The following is a 20,786-nucleotide window of genomic DNA, read 5'->3' as shown; positions in this document are numbered from 1 at the left end:
AATCACTTCAATTGCAATTCAATTTTCTTAAAGCTTAAGTCAGCTTCCTTAAATGTTTCTGGCACGCTGGTGTTCCATGGTGTGATGTTACCGCGTAATACTGCGCCAGATTTTGTCTCAGCTACAACTAGCATGCGTCGGATTACCACGCTACTTAAATCTGCCTGAGTTTTATTGGTGCGGACGTAATTCACTTCCTGATAGTAAGATAGTTTGCTCATCGGAATGGTTACACGTACCCATTGGTCACTGAGGGCTGTTTGGTCTAATTGGAAAATAATCGCTCCGTTAAGGTTGGTGCCATCGGCCAGCGTAATGCCGATGTTGACTTTGCCATCCTCCAGAGCATCAACAGTTGCAGCACTTACATAGCTTGCATAAGTGGTTTTTAACGTATCCAGACTGGGAATACTGGTTTTTGCACTGTTGATTTTTATATCAAACACCAGGTTTTCAATGTCACCGAACTTGTAACCGTGGGCAAGAATATTGCGCTCAAAACCGTTCGAGTGCTGATGATCCCAGTCGGCGATTTTTTTCAGCAAAACCATATTGATGCTATCTACACCGTTACAAGAGTCATTTACTTTGGCATTAGTGTTGAAATTGTAGGTGGTGCCAGAGTTTTTTAGCATGGTCCACTCAGTGCTACTGCCATTAGTGGCATGGTTCCAACCACTGAAGCTCAGGCTAGACAGGTTTTGGTTTTGCACGCCGCCATCGTAATCGGCAAAGACAGCAAAGGTTTTTGCGGCAGCGCTAATGCCCACGCCGCAATTGTCAATTTTTGCGATGGAGTAGCCATTGACACTGGTCGCAGTTTGGGTGGTTTCACTACCTTCCATAGCGCTGGATGAGCTGCTGCTTGCAGGTGTACTGCTTGCAATGCTGCTTGAGCTAGGGGCTACAGAGCTAGCCGGAGTAGAGCTTGGCGCTACTGAACTAGCTGCGGTGGAACTGGGCACTGGGGATGGGGAGGATTTGCTGCCGCCGCCTCCACCGCCGCCACAGGCGGCCAAACTAAGGGCAAGCAGGGGGAGTGCACAGGTTTTGGTCAGGAATTGCATGATTATTTAAATTCTCCGTTGTTGTTATTTTGGGCTCGTTTGGGTTTTTGATGCCAAGTTTGAGATGCCGTGTGAAAGCGCAACCTCACTTTTATGAATCATTATTGTCTTTATAGATAAGGCTTGTGGCGCGAATATAGTCTTTGTTGGTGATGTCGTAAATGGTATTTGATTGCGCTAACAAACAATGCATCAAAAGTGTCAGGGGTGCATATTTTTTAGGATGATTATCCGCTGTTCACTGATGCATAACAGTCAAACAATGATTCAATCATTTGACTGTTATGCGGTATAGGGTGGGCTATTGTTGTTGGTAGCGTTTTTCTGGTGCGTCGCTCATACACATCTGATTGATGGCCAATTGCTCAGGCGATTGGGCATTTTCGGCGATAGGTTCAGCCAAGGGGTGATCAATTTTCAGCACAGCTTTTTGCAGAATCAGTGTGTTGGGGTAGGTGATGAGGTTGCCATCTTCACGCCGTAGAATCACATGAAACATAGTGATTTCAACAATGGTGCCACTCATGTCGTCATCTTTATCGAGGATTTTAATGCGGTCGTTAACCTGATAGGGAAAGCCGAAAAAGATAATCATGCTGGCGGTGACGTTACTTAAAATCGACCATTGGGCAAACAAGGCGATGCCGACAACCGCAAAAATTGATGATAGGAATACCGATATTTCACTGTAACCCAGCCCCAAAATCAGGCACATCACTACTATGCAGCAAAACACCATGCCGATATTCATCAGGCGGGTTATGTAGAGCACACGCAAATCGCCCAGAGCGCGGCGTACACTTACATCGTGAATGATTTTATTGAGCAGTTTGGCGGCAAAATAAAACACCACCACACAACTGAACACAATTAAAAACTTTGAAAAAACGGAATGGGAAATGATTTCTTCAAGACGGGGAAAACTATCCACACGGGTACCTGCGTTGATGATTCAAGGGGTGACTGCCATACTGCGACAGCGCAAAATATAGCGCTGGTGTATGTCGCGCCGATAATAGCGCCGCATTATAACGATAGAAAGTCTGAACGAGTGCTTTATGAAACCTTTACTCTGTATTGCCCATCGCGGCGGCCCGCAATTTAACCAATCGTCTCTGCCGGAGAACAGTTTGGCAGCCATCGCCCGCGCGTTGGAGCTGGGGGTTTATGCGGTTGAGATCGATATATTTCAAGTTGAAGGTGAGCTGCTGGTCACGCACGACCGCCGCTTGGGGCGTGTGGTATCCGGCGAGGGTATTATCACCGAGCAGCCACTGGCCTTTTTGCGTGAACAGCGCTTGGCAAATGGTGAACCTATCCCGACTCTGCAACAAGTGTTGGAATTGGTGGGCGATAAAGCGATGTTGAATATCGAAATCAAAGGCGCCAATTCAGTGCCTGTGTTGCAGCGAGTATTGGATGAGTATGTCAGTTCGCACCAAGGCAATTACGAGCAATACATTATTTCCAGTTTTGATCACCAGCAATTATTTCAGGCGCTGCAATTATTGCCGCAGGTAAAACGCGCGGTATTAATTGAAGGTATTCCACTCGATTACGCCGCCTGCTGCGAGCCACTTAAGGCCTATTCCTTTAACACACATTTAAGTTTTCTTACCCCGGAATTAATTCAGGATGCACAACAGCGCGGCTTAAAAAATTGGGTCTACACAGTCAATCACGAAGATGATTGGCGCGCGCTGATGGCGCTCGGCGTCGATGCGGTGTTTACCGATAAACCGGATGCGCTACTGGTGTTTAATGCGCAGTTCATTTAACTGCAGCAAGATAAACGTTGTGTATAGCTGCGTTGAATACGCGTGAACCCTGTGAAGTTTTTCTCGCACAGAGTTCACGCTGGCATTGGTTACATTCCCTCCGCTTCAATTTTGATATCGTTAGGATAGGGTTGGCCTGTTCCTGTCTCGATATAATCGCGCAGGCTTAATAAAAATGTTACCCATTTGGTAGAGCAGTGGTGAAAAAATGGATTTTCACTGCTCCATCCTGCATGGCGAAACATAACTTGGTTGTGCGTTTCTTTATTGTGTATATCGAATTCGATATGTGTACCTAACCAATCGTCTGGCCCTTTGGTGCACTCCCAGTGGACTTGTTGTGCATTGCTTTTAATCACGCGCATATCAAAACCACCATTGCCACCAAAGGTAAATTCCACCGTTCCACCCAAACTTGGATCGCCTGCGGTTTCATGGGTCCACCAAGCGGCGAGTCCCTTTAAACTGGTCAGTGCATCCAGAATTTTAGGTGCTGGTGTTTTGGTGCCGAAAGTTAAACAGATGTTAGGCATAATTATTTCCCTCTTAATATGATGTGCCGGTATGGACATCTGTTATCGTATTCTAAGCAGTTAATACGCAAGTAAAATACCGGGCGAAAAATTATTTAAATTAGCTAACCTGTTAATTTATAAATATTTTTTAATTAATTTCAGATGTTTTTTTAGCGATACTTTCCAATTATGGAAATTGCCAACTATGGAAATTGAAGATCGACTTGATGCCATTTTTTTCGCACTTGCGGATCGGCGCCGTCGTTTATTGCTGGCGGAGCTTGCGGTTGGCCCTAAATCGGTGAGTCAGCTGGTTGAACTTGGCGGGATGAAATTGAGTGCCACATCAAAACATATAGCCGCATTGGAAGTCGCGAATTTGTTGTATAAAACGCGCAATGGACGTGAGGTTTACTGTCATTTGAATATTGATGCTTGGCACGAGGTCGCCAATTATATTGCAATGCATGACAAATTTTGGGAGGGCAGGTTGGATGAGCTTGAAGCACATCTTAAAATGAATTCTTAAATATAAATAATATTGGCTTTCTGAAGGTTTAATAAAAGGCGCTGCAAAATGGATCCGATTATTATCAAACGTGTACTTCCCTGCACTAAACGGCAATTATTTGATGCATGGTCAAAACCATCATTGATGATGAAATGGTTTTTCACACTACAGCAAACAGAAACACCTTGTAGTGTGAGTAATAGTTTTACGGTTGGTGGTAGTTTTGAAGTGATTATGCATATGGAGTCGGGCAGCTTTCGCCACTACGGCGACTATCGTGCAATTGACCGCTACCATCACATCGCCTTTACCTGGAACTCGCCTCTGATTCGCGATAGTTTGGTGGAGTTGAAATTTCGCGAGTTATCACCTAACCGCACGGAACTTACCTTGACGCATTCACACTTCACTGATGCAGAAGTGCGCAGTAAACACGAGTGGGGTTGGGGAGGTTGTTTGGATCATCTGGAGTTGCTTATGAAGCAGCTGGTAATTGGTACGGATAACTAGCAACACTTAATCCGCACTAATTTGATTGCGGCCATTATTTTTGGCGTTGTAGAGGTGTTCATCTGCTTGGGCGATAAGTTGCTGAGCGTCGCTCTGGGGAGTGGGGGAGAGGGTGCTGCAGCCTATACTTACTGTCACCTGATTGGCAACATCAGATGCTTGGTGTGGTATGGCTAATGCGCGGATGGCCTGTTCAATTTTTGCAGCTACATAAAGCGCGCCCTGGCGATCGGTGCCGGGTAACAGGCAGGCGAATTCTTCGCCGCCAAAACGCGCACCTAAATCGCTGGGGCGTACCAGCGTTGTATCAATGGTTTGGGCAATTTGTTTTAAACAATTATCGCCTTCCTGATGGCCATAGTGGTCGTTGTATTTTTTAAAATAATCCACATCAATCATGAACATGGATAGCGGTTTGCGATCGCGTGCGCACTGCAACCAGTTGCGGTTTAATGCCGTTTCAAATTTACGGCGATTGGCAATGCCGGTCAGGCCATCCATTAACGCGATGGAGCGCAGCTGATCCCGTTGTTGTTTGAGTAATAATTGGTTGTGCACTCGCACACGGGTAATGGTGGGGTTGATGGGTTTGTGAATAAAATCCACTGCACCCAATTCAAATCCGCGTACCTCATCGGCCTCATCGTAATGTGCAGTCACAAAAATGATCGCAATATCTGCGAGTAACGGGTCGGCTTTAATCCGTTGGCAGACTTCATGGCCACTCATGCCGGGCATGACAACATCGAGCAAAATCAAATCGGGCAATAGTGCGCGGGCTTTTGCCAGAGCCTGTTCGCCATTGGTGGCCATGTATACCTCGCAGTCGTGGCGAAACAATTCATGGGCGACTCGAATGTTAATTGGTTGGTCATCCACAATCAGCAGCTTGGGTAATGAACGAGGTTTGTCGGTGGTGTTCACTCGTGGCTCTCTTGTAAAAATTGTTGGATTAGGCGAATGGCTTGTGCGTAGTCCAGGGCATTGATCAGTTCTGAAATTTCTACTAGTTGTGGTTGCTTTGGCGCTTGTTCGCAGAGCGTTTCGATGCAATCTATAGCGCCCATATTGTCTGCCTCTAGCAGCGGCAGTATATCGAGTAGCTGCTGCTTTATTTGTGCGTCAGTTAATGTGCTGGATGCTATTTGAGTGGATTCCACCTCAGTGCTGTCCTGTGCGATACGCTGCAATAGGGGTTCGCTAAATTCAAATATTTGCAGCAGTTTTTCACGCGTTGTTTGGGTAACAATGTCAGCTAATTGTGGTTCCTGAGCTTGTTTGCATTGTGCCTCTAGAGTAGCGGCGGTTTGTGCTAATAATTTTGCGCCCATGGTTGAGGCGACTCCTTTGAGGGAGTGCAGTGCAGCGGTGGCGCCGGTTAGGTCGTGGTTGTCACAGTGCAGGGTCAGGCTGTCGAGCAAGCGTATTATTTCCGGGCGAAAATTATTTAGCATGCGGGCAAATAAGTCCCGCTTATTGCCAAACCGTTTGAGAATCATGTGTGCATTATCAATAGGCGTTTGCGGGTCACTATTGGCAGAGGGTATATGGGGTTTTGCGACCTCGCGTTTTAACAAAAGCAGTATTTGACTGACCAGTTCATCCATATCGATAGGTTTACCCAAATGGCCATTCATGCCCGCTGCAAGGCAGGCATTTTTGTCGGCGGCAGAGGCGTTAGCTGTCATGGCTAAAATAGGTAAGTCAGTAAAGTGTTCATGGGCGCGAATCCGGCGCGTTGCTTCAAAGCCATCTATATCGGGCATTTGAATATCCATAATCACTAAGTCGTAACCCGGCTCACCGCTAAGGACTTTGCTTACGCCTGCGAGGCCGCCATCGGCCAACTCCACAGTGGCTCCTGCCGCTTCTAATAGCTCTTGTGCGATTTGGCGATTTAACGCGTTGTCTTCTACTACCAGAAGGTGCAGCCCTTGCAGCGGCGTTGTTTGCTCTTCACTGATGTCGCTGCTGGGTAAGGCGAGCATTTTTCCGGTGACATTTTGCCAAATCGATTTTGCCAGTTGGTGCGGCGTCACTGGTTTAGTGAGCAGTTCACTGTAAGGCGTCGAAGCGGCATTTTGATTGGCTAATACTTCGCGTTCGTAAGCGGTGACCATAATAATCACCGGTGGCTTTTCTAATTGATGATTGTTACTAATGGATTGTGCGGCACTGAGGCCATCAATATCCGGCATGCGCCAGTCCATCAATACCACATCAAAAGGGGCACCTGCGGCCTGAGCATTTTTAACCGCTTCTATAGCGGCCAAGCCGCTGTTGGTGTGGCTGGTGTTGAAGCCGAGTGCAGATAATGTCTGTTGTAATATATCGGCAACCAATGGGTTGTCATCTACTACTAATACTCGAATATTCGTTAAGGATTTTTGTGTTAATTGTGCGTAGGGTGTTGGGTCGGCAATTGCTAGATCAATATCAAACCAAAAGCGGCTGCCAGCGCCTAACTCGCTGCTGAGCTGTAATTCGCCGCCCATTAAATTCACTAATCGTTTACTGATCACCAGCCCGAGCCCGGTGCCGCCAAAGCGCCGTGTAGTGGAGGATTCTGCCTGTTCAAAACCATTAAAAATACGCGACTGTTGTTCTTCACTAATACCTATACCGGTATCGGTGACGGCAAAGCGCAAGTGCGCCTGCTCCTGTGTTTGCCCCAGGCAGACGACTGACACTATCACATGGCCCTGGGTAGTAAATTTCAGCGCGTTACTGGCGAGGTTGGTGAGAATTTGCTGCAGGCGGAGGCGGTCGGTGATCAATTGGCGCGGCACGTTGGGATCTAATTGAAAAAGTACTTCAACATCTTTATCGCCATGGTTCGCTGCCAGTAACACACTCAGGTCGGACATGAGTTCTTCGAATTCAAACGGGTGTGGGTCAAAGGATAGTTTGCCCGATTCCATCTTGGAAAAATCGAGAATATCGTTGAGCAAACCGAGCAGTGATTTTGCAGAGGATTCAGCTTTGACTATGTAATCTTGCTGGCGCGAATTGAGTTGGGTTTTTTGCACTAATTGCAGCATGCCCAATACTGCATTCATGGGTGTGCGTATTTCATGGCTCATATTGGCGAGAAAGCTGGACTTTGCTGCGCTGGCTTCATCGGCTTTATGTTTGGCTTCGCGTAAATGGTTTTCTATTCTTTGTTGAATGGTGATGTCACGATTAATGCCAATTATGCGGGTGACATTGCCGTTGCTGTCTTTTTCACACTCGGCGGCCGCTTGAATAAAACGCACTTCTTTTGATGGCAGTAAGAGCCGGAATACACCTTTAAAGGAGCGTGTGCCCGCCAGGGTTTCTTGCAACATTTGCTCAGCTTCTTGTGCATCTTCCGGATGTAAGCGCTCAACCCAGTGCTGGTAAAACAAGCCGGTTTTGCGCAGTGATAGGGGCTGGTCGTAAATGGCAAACATACGGTCATTCCAGTCGAGCGTGTCATTTATTGTGTCAAAACTCCACACGCCCAATTCTGCAATGTCAGCGGCAATACTGAGTTGATCTTTTGCGCCAATTAATTCCCGTTTGTTGATTTCAGTTTGAGTGATATCCAGTGCTACACCTAAATAGCCCTGCAGCTCACCATCGGGGGTATACATGGCGCTTACGGCTAGCGAGACCTGCAGTTCATGGCCGTCTTTGTGGATATAAGTCCACTGCCGCGTTTCTGCACCTTCCAGTTCAGGTTTGTGTACAAATACGCGAAAGCCCTGAATTGGCACTCCATACTCTTTGCTCAGCTCTTCACTGCGTGCGATAACTTCATCTAATTTATGCAAAATAGCTGGTGTATTTTCCCCTACCATTTCATCGGCCTTATAACCCAGCATGCGCTCGGCGCCCGAGTTAAATACTGTAATGGTGCCTTCCAGATCCGTCACGATAATGGCCACTTCAGTGGCTGCAGCCAGCACATTATTCAGCATTTGATTGAGTTCATTAAGCTCTTGCGTGCGCTGGTTAACTTGTCGTTCAAGGTTGTAATTCAGTTCCAGAATTTTGGAGCGCGCGGCTTTTTGTTCGCTAATGTCGCGAACTATTTTAGAAAAGCTAATAATTTGCCCTTTCTCATTGCGCAGTGGGCTGTAATTTAATGACACATCAATAATTGCGCCGTCGCGCCGTTTGCGCTGTGTTTCAAAGTTAACAATATTTTCGCCATCCAACAGGCGTTGAATCAATTGCCGGCCTTCATCGAGTAGGTAAGTGGGGGTGAGTAGGTCGAGCAGCTTCTCGCCAAGTGTGGCTTCTTCGCTATAGCCAAAAATAGTTTCGGCGCCTTTATTCCAACTCAAAACGATGTCATCGGTATCGGTGGCGATAATTGCATCGGATGAGTTGTGCACAATGGCTGCCAAGCGGGCTTGTTGGTTGATCATGTGTTGGCGGTTGATGATATAGATACACAGCGCAGCGATCAGCATGCCGATCAGTGCGCTAAAAATTAGCCCCCAGAACAAAACCGTATTGGGTTTGGGTAAATGCTGTTCTTTAATAAATTGCGGTGTTACCTGTAGATCCAGCTGCCATTGGCGACCAAAAATAGTAAGAACAACTTGTTGTGGAAATAATTTGCTGGAATTGGCAGCTGTATTTTCATCGCTCGCATAAAACGGGATGACATGATTTGCATCTGTGACATCGGTTAGTGTGATGTGAAAGTGGTCTCGGCTGATGGCCAGTTTTGCCAGCATTTCCTCCATAATCAGTGGGGCATAACTCCAGCCAAATGCTGCTTTGATGCGCTCTTTTTCGGTGGCGGGTGTAACCCAGGTGCGATAGATGGGCATTAAGATTAAAAATGATTGCTGGCTTTTACCGGTTGCTTGCACAAGCGTGATGGGCGCAGTGAGTCGGACATCGCCCTCGCGCATGGCGGCATCGGCGGCAGCGCGGCGGGCCGTTTCAGAGCCTATATCTAACCCAACCGCTTGTTTGTTCCGCGCTACAGGTTCTATGTACTCAATAACATAACGCTCCTTGTTGTGGGGGGTTAGTTGCCGTATAGAAAAATCTGATTGGCCGGTTGCCCTGGCATGGGCGACAAATTCTGCCTCTTGCGCAAGGGGTACTCTGCGAATAAACCCCATGCCGCGCGCGCCCGGGAACTCAATATCGATCTCTCTACTTTCCATATAGTTACGAAAATCGTCGCTGGTGACCATGCCCTCACCCTTGGTGAGTATCTGGGCGCGAGCGCTGCGCAAACCGTATTGATACAGTTCCAAACGCTGCGCAATATCATTTGCTAGTGTGTTAGCTTCTTTTGTGGCGAGTGTCGCTATAGCGGCATTATTTTCGGTGCGAATGTTTTGAACTATCAAAAGACTAAAAAGAAGCCCTAAGGTAAAAGTAATGCCTCCCCAAAGATAAGGATTAAAAGAATAGACAGGGGGTTTATCCATATTTGTATCTCTATCAAATTTTGCTTCAGGCAACCGGATGAACTTGCCTGGTGTGTTATTTCAAGTGTTTGATTAGTGTTCGATGATATGCAGACCTGCGTGTAACAGCGCAGTCATCTCTGTCACTGGCACCGGGCGGCTGTAGTAATAGCCTTGCATTATGTGGCATCCCAAACTCAACAAAACCTGCACGTGCTCTTTGGTTTCTACGCCCTCGGCGACCAACCGTAGTTTGAGCCCAGTTGCCATTTGCACGATTGCTTTAACGATTGAAATATCCACCTCGTCATCGAGCATGTTGCGCACAAAACTTTGGTCGATTTTGAGTACATCCAGCGGAAAACGTTTGAGATAAGAAAGGCTGGAATAACCAGTACCAAAATCATCGAGCGCGATGCGCACCCCGAGTTCTTTTAACTCTCGAATAATGTTGCTGGCATTACCATCGTTAACCAGCAGGCTTTCAGTAATTTCCAATTCGATTTGCTGGGCATTAACACCCGTTAACATTAAAGCTTCTGCAACGGTGGAAACAAAATCGGCATTAAATTGTACGGCGGAAACGTTAATGGCAACTTGTAACTGCAATCCTTGATCGGTCCAGTGTTTTGCTTGAGCACAGGCTTTTTGCAAAACGAGTTTTCCCAGCGGAATAATTAAACCGGTTTCTTCGGCAAGGGGAATAAATGCGTCGGGGAAAATAAGTTCATTGTTATTGCGCCATCTCACCAGCGCTTCTGCGCCCATTATTTGGTTGGTTCGCGCATCGACTTTTGGTTGATAAAATACTTCGAATACGTTGTTCTCAAGGGCGCTGCGCAAATGGGCTTCAAGGGCCAACTGGGTGCGCAAGCGCTCTTCGATTTCGCTGGAGAAAAATTGGTAGCGGTTTCTGCCTTGCTGTTTGGCGGTATACATAGCGGCGTCAGCATGGCGATAGAGTGAATCCATATCTTGACTGTCGTCGGGATAAATACTGATCCCCATACTTACCGACAATTCAAACGATTGATCTGCAACCTGCCAATGCTGGGAAAAAATTGTTTGTAAGCGGGAGGCAAAATCGGCGATATGAGCGCTATCGTCAAAATCGGTTAATAAAATAATAAATTCATCGCCACCCTGGCGGCAGAGTGTGTCGCCACTGCGTAATACGCCCGCTAAACGGTCGGCAATTTGTTGCAGTAGGTGGTCGCCTATCAAATGGCCGTAAGAATCATTAATCGTTTTGAAGTGGTCTATATCCAGCAATAACATGGCGACTTGGGTGTGATGACGCTGGGCTTTTTTGATGGCCTGTTCAGTTCTGTCGCGCAATAAAATACGGTTTGGCAGGTTGGTGAGTGGGTCATGTTGTGCCAGGTGGGTCATTTTGACCAGCATGGCGCGGGCTTCACTGACATCGTGAAATACAATAATGGCGCCGGTGATTTTTCCCTTGTGGTTGCGAATAGGCGCGGCCGAGTCTTCTATAGCCAGGGATTGGTTGTTGCGGTTTAGCAATGCGCAATCGAAGGTCACACCAACAGTGCGCTGCTCGCGCAGTGCGAGCCTGATAGGATTTTGCAGCTCATAACCAGTGCTGCCATCGCGCAGCGGCATAATCGACTCTATGGGTTTACCCAAGGCTTCTTGGGCCTGGTAGCCAGTTAAGGCTTCGGCAATCGGGTTGACAAAGGTCACCTTACCTTCCGGATCGGTGGCAATGACGGCGTCGCCAATCGTATTCAAGGCAACGCGCATGCGCTCTTTTTCGTCTTGCAGTTTTAGCTCGGCGCGCTTGCGATCGCCTATATCAGTGATCAGCATTAAAAAGCCGGTGTGCTCGCAACCCTCGTCATCTACCTCAATACGCCGCACCAAAGATACTTGGCCAAAGATGGTTTTTTGTGGGGCTTCGAACGCCATTTCAAACGAAGAATCTGCGCCGCTTAATACCTGTGTGAGATAGGGGGTTAGTACGGCAGCGCTGTTCAGGCCTAGAACATCTTGCAGTGATTTGCCAGCCATCTCGGCAGCGGTTATATCAAACCAATCGCCGTTAACATCATTGCAATACACATTGGTGAGTTCGTTGTTCCAGTAAGCGACAAACGCGGGCAGCGTGTGCATCAAATTGGCTAGGTCGCGTCGCGCTAGGGATAGCTGCCGAGTTTTACGCTGTAGTGCTAGTTGCACCTGTACCCTGGCTCTTGCCACAGGCATATTGAGGGGTTTGTGAATGAAATCGACACCGCCATATTGCAGTGCTTGCAACTCGTGAATTTCCTGATCGTGCGCGGTTACAAAAATAATGGCTATATCACACAGCAGTGGGTCAGCCTTAATTGCCTGGCAGACCTCATAGCCATTCATACCCGGCATTTCTATGTCTAGCAGTATTACATCCGGGCGCTGCGCGCGCACCATATCCAGTGCCGCCTCGCCACTGGTGGCGTAAAAAACATCCCCTAAGTCTTTTACCGCCTCACGCAATACCCGAATAGTGTCGGGCATGTCGTCGACAATCAGAATGACGGCGGGGGGGAGTTCGGAGTAAACAAGCATGGTGCGCTGCATCCTTTGGCAACTTTCTTTATGCCCTTAAGGCTAGCAGAGAAAAAGCCAAAATCCATGCGGGCTCAGTGCCGGTAATTTGTGCCAGTGTGCTTGCCAACACAGGCCGTTTGCTATGAATAGATATCCCCAAATAAATCCACCTGGGTTAAATACAAGCGCAAGTCAAACTCGTATTGATGATAGTTGGGTTCCATGTGTCGACAGAGTTGATAAAAGGCTTTGTTGTGCTCTTTCTCTTTAAAGTGGGCCAGTTCGTGTACCACAATCATTTTTAAGAAGGCTTCAGGTGCAGTGCGAAACACACTGGCGATTTTTATTTCATTAACCGTTTTTAATTTTGCGCCCTGCACGCGGCTAATGTAGTGATGCTGCCCTAGTGCATGTTGGATGACTTTTATTTTGCTGTCGTAACTCACCCGGCTTAGTGGTTGGGTCTTTCCCATGTATTCATTTTTAATGTGTTGGGTGTATTGGTAGAGCGCAGTATCGGTGCGCACTGTATGGGTATCGGGGTAGCGCTTGAGCAGCACTTCTTTTAGTCGCCCTTCATTAATAATGTTCTGGACTTGATTCAGTGTCTCGTCGGAATATCCAGCGAGGTATTTTAATCGGCTCATAAAAAACGGCGTGTTGAGTTAAAAGGCAATTATACCTCGCCAATGCCTATAACCGTTTAAATCTTTGTTGCTCCCATTTTTACCAATGAGCTCTTTTGGTGAAGGCTTGCGTTATCTTGGGGCGAATTAAGTGGCGATAAAATGTTGATCTGGTACGCGGCGCTGCTTGATGCGTCAGTGTGAGCGACTGAAGGTGATCGCTATTATTTTTTATTGAATTTACCTCTTAAAAATTAGCATTGCTCGTGGGGCGACTAAATTTTGGCCTGGAAAATGCAATTGCATCTATGAACGACTGATCAACGCTCGCTGTGTGCTGATTTGTGTCGTTCATAGGTTTTCAATTCAGCAGTAAAGTGCTGGTATTAAGTTGTAACTTGCATGGAGGTAGAAATGAGTAACCTGTCTGTTGAAGGTGCGTTGGCTAGCCCTGTTGCCGCTTCCCATGAACCGCCCGTCGTTCGTTTTCATCACTCCAAAATTCTTGCGCTGTTCCGCGCTATCGACAGTGCACTTATTGTTTTTATGTTGTGGGCTTGTTTGAAATTATTCGGTGTGGAGTGGGGTAATACTTATGCCGCATTTGCCATGGGTGCCGTAATTATTTTTGGATTTTTTGCAGAAAGTAATGAGGTTTATTATCTCTGGCGCGGCCTCTCAATGAAAGATTTGTCTATTCGGCTATTGCTCGCATGGGTCGCCACATTGCTGTGCATTGTTGTCGCTATCGCGGGCATTTATCCCTTTGTGAATATTGGGCTATTGGCGATGAGCAGTTGGTTGGTAGCAACGCCGGCAGTGATGATTGCTATGCATATTGGCCGGCGCATTATTCTTGCAAAACTGCGCGCGAATCCCACCGAACCGCGCCGTGTGGCAATTGTAGGCGCGACAGAATTGGGTTTGCGCTTAATTAACTCAATGGCAAAAATGCCGTGGCTAGGTTACAAAGTGATTGGCTTTTATGATGACCGCGCGCCGGGAAATGATGTGGGCAGGCGGTTAATTGGCAATAACATTGAAGTGAAGGGCGGCTTGGAAATGCTCTATCAAGATGCTCATGACGGCAAACTTGATATAGTGTTTGTCACCTTGCCCATGCGCGCTGAATTGCGCACGCATTCTGTTATTGATCGCCTTGCTGATACCACTGTATCCCCCTATTTAATTCCCGATGTGTTTAGCTTTGATTTGCTGCATTCGCGCCTCACCTGCTTGCAGGGAATTCCGGCGCTCAGTATTTATGATTCGCCACTGGTTGATAACGGCTGGGCCAAAAGGCTGGAAGATTTAGTCTTCGGCATGGGCATATTAATGCTCTTGGCGCTTCCCATGTTGATTGTTGCGCTGGGCGTAAAACTTACTTCGCCCGGACCGGTTTTTTTCAAACAAACCCGTTACGGCATGGGTGGTGAAAAAATCAAAGTGTGGAAGTTTCGCTCGATGACTGTATGCGAAGACGGTGCAAATGTGGCGCAGGCTACACGATCTGATCCGCGCATTACGCCTTACGGAAATTTTTTGCGCCGCACTTCGCTAGATGAATTGCCGCAATTATTTAATGTGATTTCCGGCAGCATGTCACTGGTTGGCCCGCGCCCCCATGCGGTCGCACACAATGAATTTTATCGCGGGCAAATCAAAGGTTATATGTTGCGCCATAAAGTGAAACCGGGCATTACGGGTTTGGCTCAAGTCAATGGTTTTCGCGGCGAGACAGAAACGCTGGATAAAATGTCGGGCCGTATTGCCTATGATCTTGAGTACATCCGCAATTGGTCGGTGATATTGGATATTAAAATTTTATGGAAAACGATTTTTAAAGGATTTGTTAATTCTAATGCCTATTAGATTGGCGCGGATGAATAAAAAATCTACCCCGGTCGGTTTTTACTCGCTCAGGCTGCACCGGCTGGTGTTCGGTGCAGCGCTAGTGGGCAATTGCTGGCTTTGTTCAATGTCAGTTGTGGCGGGCAGTGCCGCTGTTGATGTTGATTATTCCGCGCTGAATGACAGTAATTTTTCACGTACTGAACAGGGGCATGAAGAGACTATTCATTTGCTTGGGTTAGGGGTGATGGGGGCGGCTGACCTTAGTAAACAGCAACTGAAGGTCGCCCTGAAATTTAAGCAACTTTATTATGATGCCAATCAAGCGCTGGATGCCTCTTATGTGCTGGGTGATGCAAATTGGCACGGGCAAATCGGCAGTAAAATATTGTTGGATGCTGCAATAAAACGCGATGCCTATGCGGTTGATCCCTTGGAATATAAGGGAAAAGATATTGTCGGAAAAAATGAATTTATTGCCCGTGCAGGTTATGGCACGCGGGAAAAACTATCGCTGTGGATTGGTGGCACTGAAATCAATCAGACCCATAGTGCGATAGAACGGGAGATTCTCGACTTCGATCAGCAGGAGGTCTTTGCGGAGTTTATTGCGCAGAAGGGGGCAAGTTTTCAGCATCAGCTGCGTGTGTCAAATGGCGAGCGGCGATATAAAACCGGCGTGAGTTCCGCTGGGGATTTTATCGATTTTGATTATCGCCAATATTCATATGATCTTAAATGGATAAAAAATACCGACAATCAATTCTCATTGGGCATCGCTCGCTTTGAGCGCGAGGGAGAGATTAATAGCGATACAGGTGTTTTATGGCATGCCCAATGGTTGCGGCAGTTAACCGCTAAAGTTTCCCTGCAGTTGGGTTATGAAGTTAATGAGCCAGCTGCGGGTGAGGAAATTGAATTTCCCACTGAGTTGAACGACACCAGCGTGGCGCTGCGTTGGCAAGTATCTCCGCGCTGGCGGATAGAGAGCCACTTTGCATATTCCGAACAACAGTACATTTCCCAAATTACTCAAGCTGAGCGCGATGAAAAATGGCAGCGTTGGCGCCCTTTAGTGCTGGTCTATTCCGGAGTTAAAAATTTCAGCGTTAGGCTGGAGGCGGAATTATATGATCGGCAATCTACTCTAGCATTCAGAGACTACGAAGGAGAAAAAATTAATTTGATGCTTTCGTTACATTTCTAACGGCAATCAATTTAAAGCTGAATTTTTATTGAGGTATTAAGTGAATATTACAATTTTTAACGTGAAGTATAGCAACAATGTGGGCGATGGTATTGTTGCAGAAACAACGGAATATTTGCTTGATTCGTTAACCCATGGCAATAGCATTTCTACTGTGGATTTGGGTGGTCGTATTAATTACGGCGACGCAGGTATTAAGGCGCCGTCTGCGTTAAAAAATATTGCCAGCAAAGTGTTGCGCAATTTGCCCGAAGCAATGGCGAATAGTTTGCGCCATCGGCTGACTTATTCTTTGTTACAGCGCGATGCACTACCGCGCTGGAAAGCGGCGATTAAAAAGGCGGATAGAGTGGTGATTGGCGGTGGGCATTTGATATCCGACGCCGAATTGTATTTCCCCATCCGCTTGCATGCCATTGTCAGTTTGGCGATGGAATTACAAAAGCCCGTGTATCTTCATGCGGTTGGTGTGTCGAATCCCGCCTATTTTTCACCGCAGGGGCGTAAATTATTCAGCGCTATTTTTAACAACAATCCTTATCTACAGTATGTCTCGGTGAGAGACGAATTATCGCGTAAACATTGGTGCAGTATCTTCGGAGGTGATGTAACTGTCGTGCCCGATCCGGGGAATTTTACCCGTGAAACCTACGGAGGTTTTGCGCGCGAAGCAGATGCTGAGGGCGTGGTGGGAATTGGTGTAATGGCTTCTGGTCTGGTGGTAAATGATACGCCCGGTAAACACACTAAAGTGGTGTTGTCAGTTGCGGATTATATTGAACTGGGAAAAAAATTAGCCGCTTTAGGTTTTACCCCGCTGTATTTTACCAATGGCTCCCCGGAAGATGAAGCAGTGTTAGCCAGTATCAAACAACATATAAATGTTTCATTAATTAAGGTGATGTTTGCAGAGCGGCCAATGGTGCCAGAGGATTTGGTTAAAACTATTTTGCGCTGCGAGAAAATTGTCGCCTATCGTTTACACGCCTGTATAGTGGCGACATCCCTGGGGGTGCCGGTGATAGGTTTGGCGTGGGATAAAAAGTTGTCATCTTATTTTGAGAGTATTGGCGCGGCCGATCGCGTGTGCGTCAATTTCAATGCTGATGTGGTGGCCAAACAATTAGCGCATCTACAGCCCCTGGATATTGCGTTTACCAAGGAGCCCTATTTGCAGCTGGTTCGTTAACGGGAGTGCACGCATCGGCTGCGCTAGCGTGCCAAAAATTCTATTGAGTGATGTGTGATCTTATGGTTTGCGAAGCGCCAATTGTTTTAATGCATGTTCGTACTTATGGTTGTTGATGGTGTGCTTCATGTGCAAGCCGCAGCACTGTTTTTTGTGGGTTAGTTCGCTTGGGTTTTCATAAATTGTGCGCAATAGATTGGCCGCTTCTTGAATGTTGGCATCGGCCCAAGTGGCATTGTCGAACTCACTGAATTCCGGGTGCGAGGAATTGACTTTGATCGGCGCGTAACCCACCAAAAAACTATTTTCCTGAGTGCAAAAATCCATATTACCGGACCAGCCCGTCACCAGGGTGGGAGTATTTAATAACATGGCTTCTGCGATTGTTAATCCAAAGCCCTCTGAACGATGCAGCGATGCATAAAGATCTGCGGTTGCAATCAAGCCGAGGATATCGCTTTTACTCCAATGTTGATCTAACAATAAAATGTTGCTGTGCCCGGCAATTGCCGCGAGCAAGGTTTTTTTCTCCTGGCTGTTTTCTCCGGCATTTGCTTTGAGGATGAGATACGTATTGGGATTATCTGCAAATGCTTGAGTAAAAGCAGCAATTAGCCCCAGCGGATTTTTGCGCTCCATAGCACTGCCAAAGCTAAAAATATTAGCAACCACAAAGGCATTGTCGGGAATGTGCAAGCGTTTGCGAATATCGCTTGCGGGTTGTTCCGGTGCGACTGGATGCGTGACCGTGAGCACCGGAAGTTGGGTGTAACGCTGAATGGTGTTGGTGGTAAATTGTGACGGGGTCATAATCGCATTCATATAGTGCGTAGCTTTAATCCACTCGTCTGGTATGGCTTCCAACTCCCATGCCCAGTAACCTATATTAAATGTACGTTTAAACTGGTTAATGCCCATTTGCAAAATGACCGGCGGCAACATGGGTGGGTTTAAATGGTAAATGCGACAGTTAATTTCATTTTGTGCAATTGAATTGTGCCACTGCCAATCCAGTTCGGCGGGTTTGTGAAAAAAAGCTTCCACGCTGGTGCAGTTTACTGAGTAGCCATCCTCTGCTAATTGCTGCGCGCAAAGGCGTGCGGACTCGCCAATGCCAGAGATGCTGTGAAAAAATCCAATTACCTCAATGCGCAACCCTGCCGTAGAGCGAGAGTCTTGCTCTGGCAGTGCCATGCCGCTTTGCGGAATAATACGTTGCAATATTTGTGCGCGTATTTTCCGGTAGATGTGACGCGATAAATTTTTCATCCAGGTCTCGGTTGTTGATGGTTCAAGGGTGTCGCCGCACAAGTGGCACCTTAATTGAGGCGCGCCCAGGATTGAATGCGCAGCAGCAGGGGCGAAAATTTAAGTGGCATAATTTTCAGGCACTCTCCCAGAAAGTTGCGTGTTTCATTGCGAAAAATAACCACACACAGGAAAAAATAACTTATACCACCGGTCGCGCCGAGCAATAATAATTGTGTGGCAGCTGGTAGTGTTTGCGGCAGCCATTGTTTAACGGCAAGGCAAATACAGAGCATGATGCTTGCAGCGAGGTGGCTGGGCCAAAGTACATTTAACATAGGAATAAAACCGCAGCGGAAAATATGTTGGAAAATAACCATGCTAATGGCACCGCTAATGTAATTGATAACGACATAAGCTATAGCTGCATAATGAGTGCCATAAGGTATTAGTAGGTAGCCAATAATCAATGTTGTTAATAAGGTGGCTATCATGTTGAGCAATACCCATCTGGATTTTCCTTCTGCAGTGAGTGTGGCATTAATTTGAATGCGCAATGCGAAGGGGGTTGAACCGAGTGCAAGTAAGGCCATGAGTGCACCACTGCTGTGCCATTTTTCGCCAAATACCAGCGCGATAAATTCTTCTGCAATTGCGGCGGTGCCAAAAAAAATAGGCAATATGACAAAGCTATTAATGCGCAGTATCCGCAGGGTGGCCTTGGCTCGCGCCTGGGCATTTTCCATGCGTGCCAATACGGGAATGGTGGTTTGTTCCAGTGGGCGAATAATAATTTCTTGCAAAATAAATAGCGCTCTTCCCGCTATGCGATAAATACCCAAGGCAATCGGCCCGAGTATTATGCCGACCATAAACTCTACCAGTGTGCTGCACAGCGTATTAATAAATTGCGCCAGCATCATCGGGCTTGCCATGTGTATGGCTTCACCTGCTCGCTGCAATGAGAATTGCCAGCGCGGCCACCAGTTGGCGCCAATAATAGTCAAGGCGGTTACTATCAGTTGCCCGCTGAGTTGTTGCGCTACTAGTGCCCACACACCGTATCCGTGCAGTGCTAAATAAATTCCAATAATGCTGGATATAACACTCGATAAAATCGATCGAATAGCAATAGCCTTAAAGCGCAAATCGCGGCGCAGTTTGCCGTCGTGCACGACTTTGATTGCTTCGAGCATAAAGATGATGGAGAGCACTGCTAAAATTGAGGCGGCTGCTGGTGCGTAGAGTTTGGCGGTCAGTGGCACACCAATAAATAACACGATTAAAGTGACTATGACGCCATAGCAACAGGAGATATAAAAACTGGTTGCAGCATAATCCTCTTCCCATTCGGGGCGCTGCACAATGCTAATGGACAAGCCGCCATTAATAATAATTCGCCCGGCTTCTACAACTAGAATCGCAAACACCACCAAGCCGATTTCATCGGGCGATAAAATCCGCGAAATAATAATAAAAACCACAAAACTGACGATGCTCATGCTGCTGGCCGCCAAACTCATCCAGGCCGCGCTTGACCCCAAACTTTTTTGTAAACTCATAGCGAACCAGTGCGTTTGCCGGTGCGCAAACAGAGAATTAAAAATTGAACAATGTCGATGGTGTAGCGGCGCAACAACCGCGAAGGTTCAAGGCATAAACGATAAAACCACTCCATCCGCAAACGCTGCACCAGAGCCGGTGCGCGGGATTTATCGCCAGCGAGAAAATCAAACAACGCCCCCACACCCATTAACAGATGGGCGTTTAATTGGCCGCGCTGTTCTAGTATCCAGCGCTCTTGGTGGGGGTTGCCCATGGCCACCAAAACGACGTTGGCTTGGCTGCGGTTAATCTCCTCAATCACTTCGGCAGTATTGTTGGCTTCATCGTAACCATTGCGTACACCCACTACATTAATCGCGTAGTGCTGGCGCAATGCAGTGGCGGCGCGCTGGGCTATGCCGGGTTTGGCGCCCAGTAAAAATACCCGGCCATTCGCGCCGAGGCTTTGCAAGAAACGGGGCGTGAAGTCGGTGCCGTTTAGGTTTTCAATAAAACCTTGGCGATGCACTAATAGGCTGGCGATATCCATGCCTATGCCGTCGTTAACAATCATCGTGTCGGCGGCGGACATCTGCGCTTGTAGGGTTTGGCACTGCACCACAAAATTTGTATTGGCATAAAAAAAAGCGATTTGCTGATGCTGCATTTTTTCTTGCAGCAGTGGTATCAGGTCTGCGGCAGTGGTGCGCAAAATAGTAAAACCACCCATAGTGAGGGATGGGCAGGCGCGCGTATGGGTATTGACTCTATTCATGATATTTCCCCG

At 47.2% G+C, this 20,786-nt stretch carries 16 protein-coding genes; 6 read left to right on the top strand and 10 right to left on the bottom strand.

Annotated elements, in window-relative coordinates; translation table 11 throughout:
* Positions 1 to 2: 2 nt before the first annotated feature.
* Positions 3 to 1,067: a hypothetical protein gene (locus tag AWU77_RS11060; protein ID WP_062063303.1), complete on the bottom strand. Its 1,065-nt coding sequence runs from the start codon at positions 1,065 to 1,067 to the stop codon at positions 3 to 5.
* A 301-nt stretch (positions 1,068 to 1,368) separates the two neighbouring features.
* The gene (locus AWU77_RS11055; protein WP_062063301.1) at positions 1,369 to 1,998 is read right to left on the bottom strand and encodes a mechanosensitive ion channel domain-containing protein; all 630 of its coding nucleotides are present in this window, start codon (positions 1,996 to 1,998) and stop codon (positions 1,369 to 1,371) included.
* Between the two features lie 127 nt (positions 1,999 to 2,125).
* Here AWU77_RS11055 and AWU77_RS11050 point away from each other — a divergent pair, with 127 nt between their 5' ends.
* The gene (locus AWU77_RS11050; RefSeq protein WP_062063299.1) at positions 2,126 to 2,845 is read left to right on the top strand and encodes a glycerophosphodiester phosphodiesterase; all 720 of its coding nucleotides are present in this window, start codon (positions 2,126 to 2,128) and stop codon (positions 2,843 to 2,845) included.
* A gap of 89 nt (positions 2,846 to 2,934) precedes the next feature.
* On the opposite strand, the gene AWU77_RS11045 is transcribed toward AWU77_RS11050, so the two are convergent.
* On the bottom strand, positions 2,935 to 3,378 hold the full coding sequence (locus AWU77_RS11045) for a polyketide cyclase (RefSeq protein ID WP_062063297.1): 444 nt from the start codon (positions 3,376 to 3,378) through the stop codon (positions 2,935 to 2,937).
* 187 nt (positions 3,379 to 3,565) lie between these two features.
* Between AWU77_RS11045 and AWU77_RS11040 the strand changes: the two genes are divergently transcribed.
* Positions 3,566 to 3,889: a helix-turn-helix transcriptional regulator gene (locus AWU77_RS11040; RefSeq protein WP_062063295.1), complete on the top strand. Its 324-nt coding sequence runs from the start codon at positions 3,566 to 3,568 to the stop codon at positions 3,887 to 3,889.
* Between the two features lie 48 nt (positions 3,890 to 3,937).
* Complete coding sequence (locus AWU77_RS11035; RefSeq protein WP_062063293.1) at positions 3,938 to 4,381, top strand: SRPBCC domain-containing protein; 444 nt, start codon at positions 3,938 to 3,940, stop codon at positions 4,379 to 4,381.
* A 6-nt stretch (positions 4,382 to 4,387) separates the two neighbouring features.
* Here the strand turns inward: AWU77_RS11035 and AWU77_RS11030 are convergent, their stop codons facing one another.
* The 4 genes from AWU77_RS11030 to AWU77_RS11015 form a co-directional block, all read right to left on the bottom strand.
* The gene (locus tag AWU77_RS11030) at positions 4,388 to 5,305 is read right to left on the bottom strand and encodes a diguanylate cyclase (protein WP_062063291.1); all 918 of its coding nucleotides are present in this window, start codon (positions 5,303 to 5,305) and stop codon (positions 4,388 to 4,390) included.
* Positions 5,302 to 9,804, bottom strand: a complete 4,503-nt coding sequence (locus AWU77_RS11025; protein ID WP_062063288.1) for a CHASE domain-containing protein — start codon at positions 9,802 to 9,804, stop codon at positions 5,302 to 5,304. The genes AWU77_RS11030 and AWU77_RS11025 overlap by 4 nt, the downstream gene beginning before the upstream one ends.
* Positions 9,805 to 9,876: 72 nt before the next feature.
* Positions 9,877 to 12,351: an EAL domain-containing protein gene (locus AWU77_RS11020; protein WP_062063581.1), complete on the bottom strand. Its 2,475-nt coding sequence runs from the start codon at positions 12,349 to 12,351 to the stop codon at positions 9,877 to 9,879.
* A gap of 122 nt (positions 12,352 to 12,473) precedes the next feature.
* Positions 12,474 to 12,980, bottom strand: a complete 507-nt coding sequence (locus AWU77_RS11015; RefSeq protein WP_062063286.1) for a M48 family metallopeptidase — start codon at positions 12,978 to 12,980, stop codon at positions 12,474 to 12,476.
* Between the two features lie 393 nt (positions 12,981 to 13,373).
* On the opposite strand from AWU77_RS11015, the gene AWU77_RS11010 reads away from it, so the two are divergent.
* From AWU77_RS11010 to AWU77_RS11000, 3 genes are read left to right on the top strand one after another with little or no spacing between them, the layout of a single operon-like run.
* Entirely contained in the window at positions 13,374 to 14,831 is a 1,458-nt protein-coding gene (locus tag AWU77_RS11010; protein ID WP_084618289.1) for an undecaprenyl-phosphate glucose phosphotransferase, read from the top strand.
* On the top strand, positions 14,821 to 16,017 hold the full coding sequence (locus AWU77_RS11005; RefSeq protein WP_152625336.1) for a hypothetical protein: 1,197 nt from the start codon (positions 14,821 to 14,823) through the stop codon (positions 16,015 to 16,017). The genes AWU77_RS11010 and AWU77_RS11005 overlap by 11 nt, the downstream gene beginning before the upstream one ends.
* Before the next feature lie 40 nt (positions 16,018 to 16,057).
* Entirely contained in the window at positions 16,058 to 17,206 is a 1,149-nt protein-coding gene (locus AWU77_RS11000) for a polysaccharide pyruvyl transferase family protein (RefSeq protein WP_062063282.1), read from the top strand.
* A gap of 60 nt (positions 17,207 to 17,266) precedes the next feature.
* Here the strand turns inward: AWU77_RS11000 and AWU77_RS10995 are convergent, their stop codons facing one another.
* From AWU77_RS10995 to AWU77_RS10985, 3 genes are read right to left on the bottom strand one after another with little or no spacing between them, the layout of a single operon-like run.
* On the bottom strand, positions 17,267 to 18,475 hold the full coding sequence (locus AWU77_RS10995) for a glycosyltransferase family 4 protein (protein ID WP_062063280.1): 1,209 nt from the start codon (positions 18,473 to 18,475) through the stop codon (positions 17,267 to 17,269).
* Positions 18,476 to 18,525: 50 nt separating this feature from the next.
* Positions 18,526 to 20,016 carry an oligosaccharide flippase family protein gene (locus AWU77_RS10990; protein WP_062063278.1) on the bottom strand — a complete coding sequence of 497 codons (1,491 nt, stop codon included), beginning with the start codon at positions 20,014 to 20,016 and terminating at the stop codon, positions 18,526 to 18,528.
* Positions 20,013 to 20,774 (bottom strand): WecB/TagA/CpsF family glycosyltransferase, encoded by a 762-nt coding sequence (locus AWU77_RS10985; protein WP_062063276.1) that lies wholly within the window; start codon positions 20,772 to 20,774, stop codon positions 20,013 to 20,015. The genes AWU77_RS10990 and AWU77_RS10985 overlap by 4 nt, the downstream gene beginning before the upstream one ends.
* Positions 20,775 to 20,786 lie beyond the last annotated feature (12 nt).

The sequence above is a fragment of the Cellvibrio sp. OA-2007 genome (assembly GCF_000953825.1).
Lineage (GTDB): Bacteria > Pseudomonadota > Gammaproteobacteria > Pseudomonadales > Cellvibrionaceae > Cellvibrio.
This window is presented reverse-complemented; position numbering and strand designations above follow the sequence as displayed.